Origin of the sequence: Synechococcus sp. R55.8 (assembly GCF_047461895.1) — a bacterium.
GTDB lineage: Bacteria > Cyanobacteriota > Cyanobacteriia > Thermostichales > Thermostichaceae > Thermostichus.
Genome location: NZ_JANSIB010000116.1, coordinates 1 through 8,494 on the forward strand (window position 1 = coordinate 1; position 8,494 = coordinate 8,494).

At 58.4% G+C, this 8,494-nt stretch carries 8 protein-coding genes; 5 read left to right on the forward strand and 3 right to left on the reverse strand.

Translation table 11 applies throughout. The features are described 5' to 3' along the window. Window positions 1-70 precede the first annotated feature (70 nt). The 3 genes from sat to NW829_RS10890 all read right to left on the reverse strand — a co-directional run bounded on the left by sat (window position 71) and on the right by NW829_RS10890 (window position 2,718). Window positions 71-1,261: a sulfate adenylyltransferase gene (gene sat / locus NW829_RS10880; RefSeq protein ID WP_414417070.1), complete on the reverse strand. Its 1,191-nt coding sequence runs from the start codon at window positions 1,259-1,261 to the stop codon at window positions 71-73. Between the two features lie 165 nt (window positions 1,262-1,426). Then, window positions 1,427-1,795 carry a hypothetical protein gene (locus NW829_RS10885; RefSeq protein WP_414417071.1) on the reverse strand — a complete coding sequence of 123 codons (369 nt, stop codon included), beginning with the start codon at window positions 1,793-1,795 and terminating at the stop codon, window positions 1,427-1,429. 140 nt (window positions 1,796-1,935) lie between these two features. Beyond that, window positions 1,936-2,718, reverse strand: a complete 783-nt coding sequence (locus NW829_RS10890; RefSeq protein ID WP_414417072.1) for a ParA family protein — start codon at window positions 2,716-2,718, stop codon at window positions 1,936-1,938. A gap of 124 nt (window positions 2,719-2,842) precedes the next feature. Here NW829_RS10890 and NW829_RS10895 point away from each other — a divergent pair, with 124 nt between their 5' ends. The 5 genes from NW829_RS10895 to NW829_RS10915 all read left to right on the forward strand — a co-directional run bounded on the left by NW829_RS10895 (window position 2,843) and on the right by NW829_RS10915 (window position 8,393). Beyond that, window positions 2,843-4,129 carry a glucose-1-phosphate adenylyltransferase gene (locus NW829_RS10895; protein WP_011432698.1) on the forward strand — a complete coding sequence of 429 codons (1,287 nt, stop codon included), beginning with the start codon at window positions 2,843-2,845 and terminating at the stop codon, window positions 4,127-4,129. Between the two features lie 135 nt (window positions 4,130-4,264). After that, window positions 4,265-6,037 carry an ABC1 kinase family protein gene (locus NW829_RS10900; RefSeq protein ID WP_414417073.1) on the forward strand — a complete coding sequence of 591 codons (1,773 nt, stop codon included), beginning with the start codon at window positions 4,265-4,267 and terminating at the stop codon, window positions 6,035-6,037. A gap of 48 nt (window positions 6,038-6,085) precedes the next feature. After that, the gene (locus tag NW829_RS10905; protein WP_414417074.1) at window positions 6,086-6,454 is read left to right on the forward strand and encodes a hypothetical protein; all 369 of its coding nucleotides are present in this window, start codon (window positions 6,086-6,088) and stop codon (window positions 6,452-6,454) included. Between the two features lie 170 nt (window positions 6,455-6,624). Next, a complete protein-coding gene (locus NW829_RS10910) occupies window positions 6,625-6,954 on the forward strand; it encodes a YggT family protein (protein WP_011432695.1) in 330 nt (109 codons plus the stop codon). 47 nt (window positions 6,955-7,001) lie between these two features. Beyond that, window positions 7,002-8,393 (forward strand): cytosine deaminase, encoded by a 1,392-nt coding sequence (locus NW829_RS10915; protein WP_414417075.1) that lies wholly within the window; start codon window positions 7,002-7,004, stop codon window positions 8,391-8,393. Window positions 8,394-8,494 lie beyond the last annotated feature (101 nt).

Here is an 8,494-nt window from a genome sequence, read left to right on the forward strand (position 1 = left end):
CAACTTTCAATACAGAGGGTCTGGTCTGTCCCAGGCCCTTTTTGACTGCCACTTAGGGAGATTCCCAGGGTTAACCCCGCTCTCGCATGGCTTCGGCCAGCAGCCGGGCCACTTCTGGTCGAGAAAACTCCGGCGGGGGCACTTCACCGCGGCGCAGCATTTCCCGCACCTTGGTACCTGAGAGGTGAATGCGCTGGTGAGGCTGGCTGGGGCTGGTCTTGGCCGTGGCCATGGTGCCGGTGACGGTGCAATAGAAAGCATGTTCAAACTTCAAGGGAATGATGCCCAGCTCCCCCGGCTGGAACTCATCGAAAATGTGTTGGGCATCGTAGGTACCGTAGTAGTTCCCCACCCCGGCGTGATCCCGCCCCACAATGAAATGGGTACAGCCATAGTTTTTGCGAATGAGGGCATGGAAAATAGCCTCGCGGGGGCCGGCGTAGCGCATCGACGCAGGGTTGATGGCCAAGATCACCCGCTCCTTGGGGTAGTACTTTTCGATCAACACCTCGTAGCAGCGCATACGCACATCGGCGGGAATGTCGTCGCTTTTGGTAGCCCCCACCAGCGGGTGCAAAAATAGCCCGTCCACAATCTCCAAGGCACATTTTTGGATGTATTCATGGGCGCGGTGGATGGGGTTGCGGGTTTGGAAGCCTACAATGGTTCTCCAGCCTCTTTCCCGAAACAGGTGCCGCGATTGGGCCGGGTCAATCTGGTAGGCCGGAAAAAGAGGGTGGGGATCCCGCTGCAGGAGGGTGACGGGGCCGGCCAAATAGACGGATCCCTGCTCGTAGAGCACCTTTACCCCTGGATGCTGCTCATCGGTGGTGCGATAAACTTGCAGGGCTTCGTATGTTTTATCGTAGGTGAACTTCTCGGTCAGCTCCAGTAAGCCCAGGATCTTGCCCGCGGAGCTGGCCAAGGCGATCATTTGCCCCTCTTTCAGACCCGCTGCCACTTCCGAGGAGACCGGCAGGGTGACCGGCAGCGACCAAGCCAAGCCATTGGCCAGGTGCATCGTTTCCAGAACGGCCTGGTAATCTTCCCGCCCCATAAACCCCGTTAGCGGGCTGAAGCCCCCAATGGCGATCATCTCCAGATCCGATTGGGCCCGCTCGTCGAGATAGAGGATGGGGCAATGTTCGGCTTTGGAACGCAGCTCCTGCGCCTGCTCAGGCGGGGCAATGCAGTTGATCAGGGTGCCCCCGTGGGGCGGAATGGCATCACCAGCAGGGAGAGTCGATGGAGATTGGCTCATGAGAAGGGCACTGAGAACAAAGGTTATCCAATCCAATATCCAACTATCGGATCCCAGATCCCCAGAAAGTGGGGAAGAAAGCACAGGTCGGGCTGAAAGGAGGAGGGAGCAGAACAGGTGGAGACCCCATCCAAATCACGCCCTTAGGGATCCCTTCCATCCCGGTCAATCCAGCAGATAGGGAGGCATGCTTTCATCGGTGGCTGATACATTGTCGAAGATGGGCCGATTCATGATCTTCTTTTGCGCGTGCAGAGGCGAGGATTGGGGTTTGGGCTGAATGATGGGGGCTTGCTCTTTGGGTTTCCGTAACTCCTGGATGGTTTTGGCCCGCTCGTCCGCAACCGCTTGCAACTGCGCCAGCGCCTTTTGCAATTCGTCCCGATGGGCAGTAACCTGCTGCAATTGAGCTTGCAGGGTAGAGACTTTGTTTTGGTAGTCTTGCAAGAGTTGTTGAGCTTCGGCCAGTTGGCTTTTGAGGGCTGCAATTTCCGGCAATTCTGGGGTTGGTTCTGAGGGAGACTGAGAAGACATCGTTGTCGGCTCCTCACCTGTGGGAGTAGACTCTGCGGAGGTGGGCTCTGAACTGGTTTTAGCACCGGCCTTGCGCCGAATTCCGCCGGAGCGGCGGGAAATTTCCCCCGACGAAGGAAAGAGGCTGCGGTCAGATCCGGTCACAAGAGCACCTCGCGTTCAACAAACTGCAGCAGCCGCTGACACACCGCCGACCGAGGCCGATAGTCCATCACCGTCAAGCCGTAGTCAAAAGCAATGCGCAAATCGCTGCTATCTGGAATAGTAACGGGTGAAAGCACATCCGCAAAAATCTGTTGCGCTTGCACATACAATTGCCCGGTATGGGATCCCGACCAAATGCCCCCCGGCAGATAGCGGTCGTCCAGCATCGTCAAAACGGCGCGGGCGTGGCTGAGCTGGCCTTTCAGGGCCTCAATGTAGCGCAAGGTTACTTCCGTGCAGGAGAAATCGGCGCGGTTGAGCCGTGTCGGGATCAACACCCGCTGGGCCACCCGCAGGGCATTGGCGGTGAGGGCATTCAGTTCTCCCGGCGTATCGAGAAAGATGAAGTCGTAGTCCGGCAGCAAGGGATCCAGTTGGCGCTGCAACAGATTCTGCCCCATCTCTCCAGCAGCAGCCAGTTGGGCCGCCACTTCCGCCATGGTGCTGTGGGAGGGCGCCACATCTACCCCCTTGTCGGTGCAGTAGATCACCTCTTCCAGAGGACGTTGGTGCTGCGGGTGTAAGCTGGCCCAAGCCGTTTCCGGTGCCGCCAGGGATCCGGCCCCTTCCAGGTAAAGGTTGCTGGCAGTGGCCTGGGACGTGAGATCGATGAGCAAAACTCGGTATCCCCGCTGGGCCGTCAACTGAGCCGCGTGGACGCAGAGGGTGGACTTGCCGGTGCCCCCTTTGTTGTTGGTAAAGGCCAGGATGCGCGCCATCAGCTCCCCCCGTTTTGCCAACTTGTTCCCCTTTCCGAGCAGCCCGGCCAGATCCGACAGGACAGTCGTTGAGGTGGCCCCGCAGCAGTCTATGCTATTGGGTGTAGCCTGGTGGAGGACAACCATGCGCGATGTACTGGCGATCATCTTGGGAGGTGGGCGTGGCACCCGACTTTATCCCCTGACCAAGCGCCGCGCTAAACCTGCTGTGCCCCTGGCCGGAAAATACCGCCTCATCGACATCCCGGTCAGCAACTGCATCAACTCCGACATCGAAAAAATCTACGTCCTCACCCAGTTCAACTCTGCCTCTCTGAACCGCCACATCGTCAACACCTACCGCTTGTCCCCCTTCACAGGCGGCTTTGTGGACGTTTTGGCGGCCCAACAAACCCCTGACAATCCCGATTGGTTCCAAGGCACCGCCGATGCTGTCCGCCAATACCTCTGGCTGATGGACTCCTGGAAGCCGCGGGACTTCCTCATCCTGTCTGGGGATCACCTCTACCGCATGGACTACCGCCCCTTCATCCACCATCACCGGCAGGTGGGAGCCGATGTGACGCTGGCGGTGCTCCCCTGTGAAGAAAAAGTGGCCTCGGGTTTTGGCTTGCTCAAGCTTGGCGAGAACGGTCGCATTGTGGATTTCAAGGAAAAGCCAACAGGAGATCTGCTGAAAGCCTGCCAGGTGGACACGCAAGCTCTCGGCCTCAGCCCGGAAGAAGCCAAAGCCAAGCCCTACATCGCCTCCATGGGCATCTATGTATTCAAGCGAGAAGCTCTGATCGAGATGCTCAAAGTCAAGGAGCACACCGACTTTGGCAAAGAGGTGCTGCCGGCAGCCATCGGCAAGTACCATCTGCAAGCCTACCTCTTCAAGGGTTACTGGGAAGACATCGGCACCATCGAGGCTTTTTACCGGGCCAACCTGGCACTGGTGCAGCAGCCCAACCCGCCCTTCAGCTTCTTCGACAGCGAAATGCCCATCTACACCCGCCCGCGCTTTTTGCCCCCCAACAAAATCCTCGACTCCCAGATTGTCAACTCCATGATCGCCGATGGTTGCATCATCAAAAACGCCCAAATTCGCAACTCCATCATCGGCATTCGCAGCCGCTTGGAGGCCAACACCATCATCGAAAACACCCTGGTGATGGGAGCCGATTACTACGAGTCGGCAGAAGAGCGGCAGGCCAGGCTGGAGGAAGGGATCCCACCGGTGGGCATCGGGGCCAACTCCCACATTGTCAACGCCATCGTGGATAAGAATGCCCGCATTGGGCGCAATGTCCGCATCCTCAACAAGGATCACGTCACCGAAGCGCAGCGGGAAGAGGAGGGGATCTGGATCAGCAATGGCATCGTCACCATCATCAAAGACTCGGTGATCCCGGACAACACCATCATTTGAGGGGGAAACAGGCCGGCCCTGGCCGAGAAGGGGGCAGGATGGGGCTGACAGGCCCTTGCGCAGAAACGGCGAGGCTTTTTCTGTTAAGATGGATACCGGGAGCTTTAAAACAAAAGACTGTGAGATCGCTGGAGTGTGTTTAGTAGAATTTCATCCGTTGCCGCTTTGGAAGTTTACGATCCGCAATTGATCTGCCGTTATTACCGCTGGCGCCTGCCCCAAGTGATCGGTCGGGCGCTGGCCATTCTCTGGCCTTTCTTGTGGTTTGTCCTCTGTTTGCGCTGGGATCAACTGTGGGGACACACTGATCGCAATGTGGGACGGCGCTCGGTGCAGTTGCGAAAGCTGCTCACCGACCTGGGGCCAACGTTCATCAAGGTGGGGCAGGCCCTCTCCACCCGCCCCGATCTGGTGCGCAAAGACTACCTAGAAGAACTCACCCAACTGCAAGATCAACTGCCGCCATTTCCTTCCGAGCAAGCATTTGCCCGCATCGAATCCGAGTTGGGCCGTCCGATTGCCGAGATCTTTGCCCAGATCTCTCCAGAGCCGGTGGCTGCTGCCAGTTTGGGCCAGGTTTACAAAGCGCAGTTGCACAGCGGCGAATGGGTGGCGGTGAAGGTGCAGCGACCCCATCTGCGAGAGCAGTTGAGCCTGGATCTGTACCTGATTCGCTGGGCCTCGACATGGCTGGGCCCCTGGCTGCCCTTGAACCTGGGCAGTACTTTGACGGCGGTGGTGGATGAGTTTGGCCGCAAGCTTTTTGAAGAGATCGACTACCTGCACGAAGGGCGAAACTGCGAGCGCTTCGCCGAATACTTCCGCGACGATCCGGATGTGTACGTGCCGCGCATCTTTTGGGCTTACAGCACCCGCCGGGTTCTGACCCTGGAGTGGATCGACGGCATCAAGCTGACGGATGTGGAGCGCATTCGAGCAGCCAACCTGGAGGTGAAACAATTGGTGCGCATCGGGGTGGTTGCTGCCCTCAAGCAATTGCTGGAATACGGCTTTTTCCACGCGGATCCCCATCCGGGCAACCTGTTCGCCCTGGCCGATGGTCGCTTGGCCTACATCGATTTCGGCATGATGGATCAGCTTACCGAGGAAATGAAGGAGTACTTGGTGGATGCTCTGGTTCACCTGGTGGATCGCGACTACAACGCCCTGATCGATGACTTTATTCATCTGGGCTTTTTGCAGTCGGATGTCGGCCGCCAAGAGCTGATCCCCGCCTTGGAAAAGGTGCTGGCAGACGTGCTGACCCAAGAGGTGGTCAACTTTAACTTCAAAACGGCCACAGATCAGTTCTCCGACTTGATGTACCGCTACCCCTTTCAGGTGCCCTCCCACTTTGCTCTGGTGATCCGCTCTTTGGTGACCCAAGAGGGAGTAGCCCTCAGCCTCTATCCCCAGTTCCGCATCGTCGGTGTGGCCTATCCCTATGTGGCCAAGCGCCTGCTGACGGATGAATCGCCGCGTATTCGCCAACGGCTGCTGCAAGTGTTGATCAAAGACGGCAAGTTCCGCTGGAACCGCCTGGAGAACCTGATTCAAATTGCCCGCAGCGATGGGGAACTGGATTGGTTACCCACCGCCCAAACGGGTTTGCGCTACCTGATGTCGGAAGAGGCCCGCGATCTGCGTCGCCAGTTGGTGCTTTCCCTCACAGAAGATGATCGCCTTCACTTTGAGGAGCTGCAGCGTTTGTGGCAGTTGCTCAGCCCTGAACTTTCCCCAGCTTACCTCTGGCAGGCAACGCTGAGATCCCTACCCTCGACCGGCGATCTGCAACACACGTTTGCCGAGTTGAGGGATCAGGTGCAAGCCCATCTGGAACATCTCAGCCGCTGGCGGCTACCTCAACCTTGGTCGGATTTGCTGGCAGGAGTGGGACAGGAAAGGTAGAACGGAAGAAGATGACTCAAGTTTATTGTTATTGAGCTGGACAAAAGCGTGGCAGATCAGAAAGGTGACTTCATTGCGGGTGTAGTGACCGGCGCCCTGTTGGGAGGGATCATCGGCGGGGTCATTGGGTTTGTGCTTGCCCCTCGACTCAGAAAGGGATCCGCCGAAGGCCAACGCCGGGATCCAGATCGCCTCAACGGCACCTCGGTAGCCCCTGAACGACCGCGCCTCAGTGCTTCAGGGGAGCCCGCCATGTCCAGCGACTGGAAGAAGTGGGAAAATGAGGCAGAACGCATTGCTCAAGCCCGCCGCACTCTAGAGGCCAAGATTGCCGAGTTAAACGAGGCGATTCAGGCCATGCGCACGCAATTGCTCGTCAAGGAAACCTCTTCCAGGGCTGTTGAGGAAAAGCCTTGAGCAGGGGATCCCTGTCCATGCCAAACTAGAGGCGGCAGCGGCTTTCCTCTCTAGGTTCTGCCATCCTCTCTCGGCTGAGTTGCGATCCTGGGCCAGGTCTGCCTCTGGCGAAGGTGCTTCAGCTTAATGGATGTTGAGTTGATCGAGTTGTTTCCCTACTTTTCCCAACCATGATGCTCAGTCACTTGTTGTCTCCTCTCGCTTGGGTGGACGGCCTCTCCCTGGGGTTGGTCTACGGCACTGCCGCGTCTTTGCTGTTCCGCTCCCTTTACCAGTTCATTGTCATTTACAATGCTCTGCTGATCGTGCGGATTTTGCTGAGCTGGTTCCCGCAACTGAACTGGTCTAACCCCATCCTGTCGGTGCTCAGCCAACTCACCGATCCCTATCTCAACCTGTTCCGCGGCATCATTCCCCCCATTGGTGGCTTGGACTTTTCCCCCTGGTTGGCCTTCATTTTGCTCAGCTTTGCCATGCAGGTGGTGGGCCAGTTTGCCTAGCTGCTGTAGCACTGGATTCTTCCTGAGGGGCTCGGATCCCCTTAAGATTGGAAGTCACTTTTTCGTTGCCCGCCATGCAGATCCCCGGCGTTGCCCACTACTGGCTGCTGAATGCTCAGGTTCCCCTGTCGGTACTGAAGGAGGCGGTGCCAGGAGCTGTCCCCAACCGCGATAACCTGGTGTTGCTGGATCTGGAAATCGAAGGGGGGCAGATCCGCCAAATCCGGCTGGCAACAGGGATCCCGCCCCGGGGGATCCCCAGCGTGGATCTAAGGCGGGGCCAAGTGTGGCCGTGTTTTGTGGACATCCATACCCACCTGGATAAGGGGCATGTGTGGCCGCGCACCCCCAATCCCGATGGTACCTTTGCCGGGGCGAGGCAGGCCGGCCAGGAAGATTGGGTGAAGATGAAGCAAGCCTATGACGGGGATCCGGAGCAGTTTCGGGAGGATCTCTACCGTCGCTTCAGCTTTGGTTTGCGCTGCAGCTATGCCCATGGATCCCAGGCAGTGCGCACCCATCTGGTCTGTGAGAATCCTCAGGTTATGGGGGCCAGCTGGGAGGTGTTTGTTCAGCTGCGCCGAGAGTGGGCGGGCAAGCTGGAACTCCAGGCGGTCACGCTTTTGAGCTTGGATGCCTTTCTCACCCCTGCAGGGGAAAAGCTGGCGGACAAGGTGGCGGAAGTGGGCGGGATCCTGGGTGGGGTGGCGGCGATGGGGCCGGAACTGGATCGGCAATTGGATCGGGTGTTTGCCCTGGCCAAGGAGCGGGGCTTGGCTCTGGACTTTCATACGGATGAGACGGATGATCCGGGATCCCTCACATTGAGACACGTAGCAGCGGCGGCCTTGCGCAACGATTTTCCCCATCAGGTGGTGTGTGGCCATTGCTGTAGCCTGGCCGTGCAACCGCCGGAGGTGGCCCACAAGACTATGGCCTTGGTCAGAGAGGCGGGAATTGCCGTGGTCAGCCTGCCCATGTGTAACCTATATTTGCAAGCCCGTAACCCCGGCCATACCCCCCGCTGGCGGGGAGTGACGCTGTTGCATGAGCTGAAGGCTTTGGGCGTGCCGGTGATGATAGCCAGCGATAACTGTCGGGATCCCTTCTACGGCTTTGGGGATCACGATGGCTTGGAGGTGTTCCGGGAGGCCACCCGCATTTTGCACCTGGATACCCCCTATGGGGATTGGCCCCAGGCCATCACCACCACCCCTGCCCGCATCATGGGCTTGACCGAGCGAGGGCAAATTGGGGTGGGCTTGCCGGCAGATCTGGTGCTGTTCAAGGGACGTGGCTTTGACGAGCTGCTTTCCCGTCCCCAGCATGACCGGGTGGTGTTGCGTCAGGGGCAGGCCATCGACACGACTCTGCCGGACTACAGCGAGCTGGACGACTTGATGGAGAAGGTGGGGACAGCGCTCAGCTCCGAGAAGTAGAGCGGGGTCACAGTCGTTTCAAGTTAGATTAAGACACTTCCCAATTGCTCCTCTCTCCCTTTGCCTGGAGGTGGTGGTTGTGGCAGCGGCGCGGAACGCTG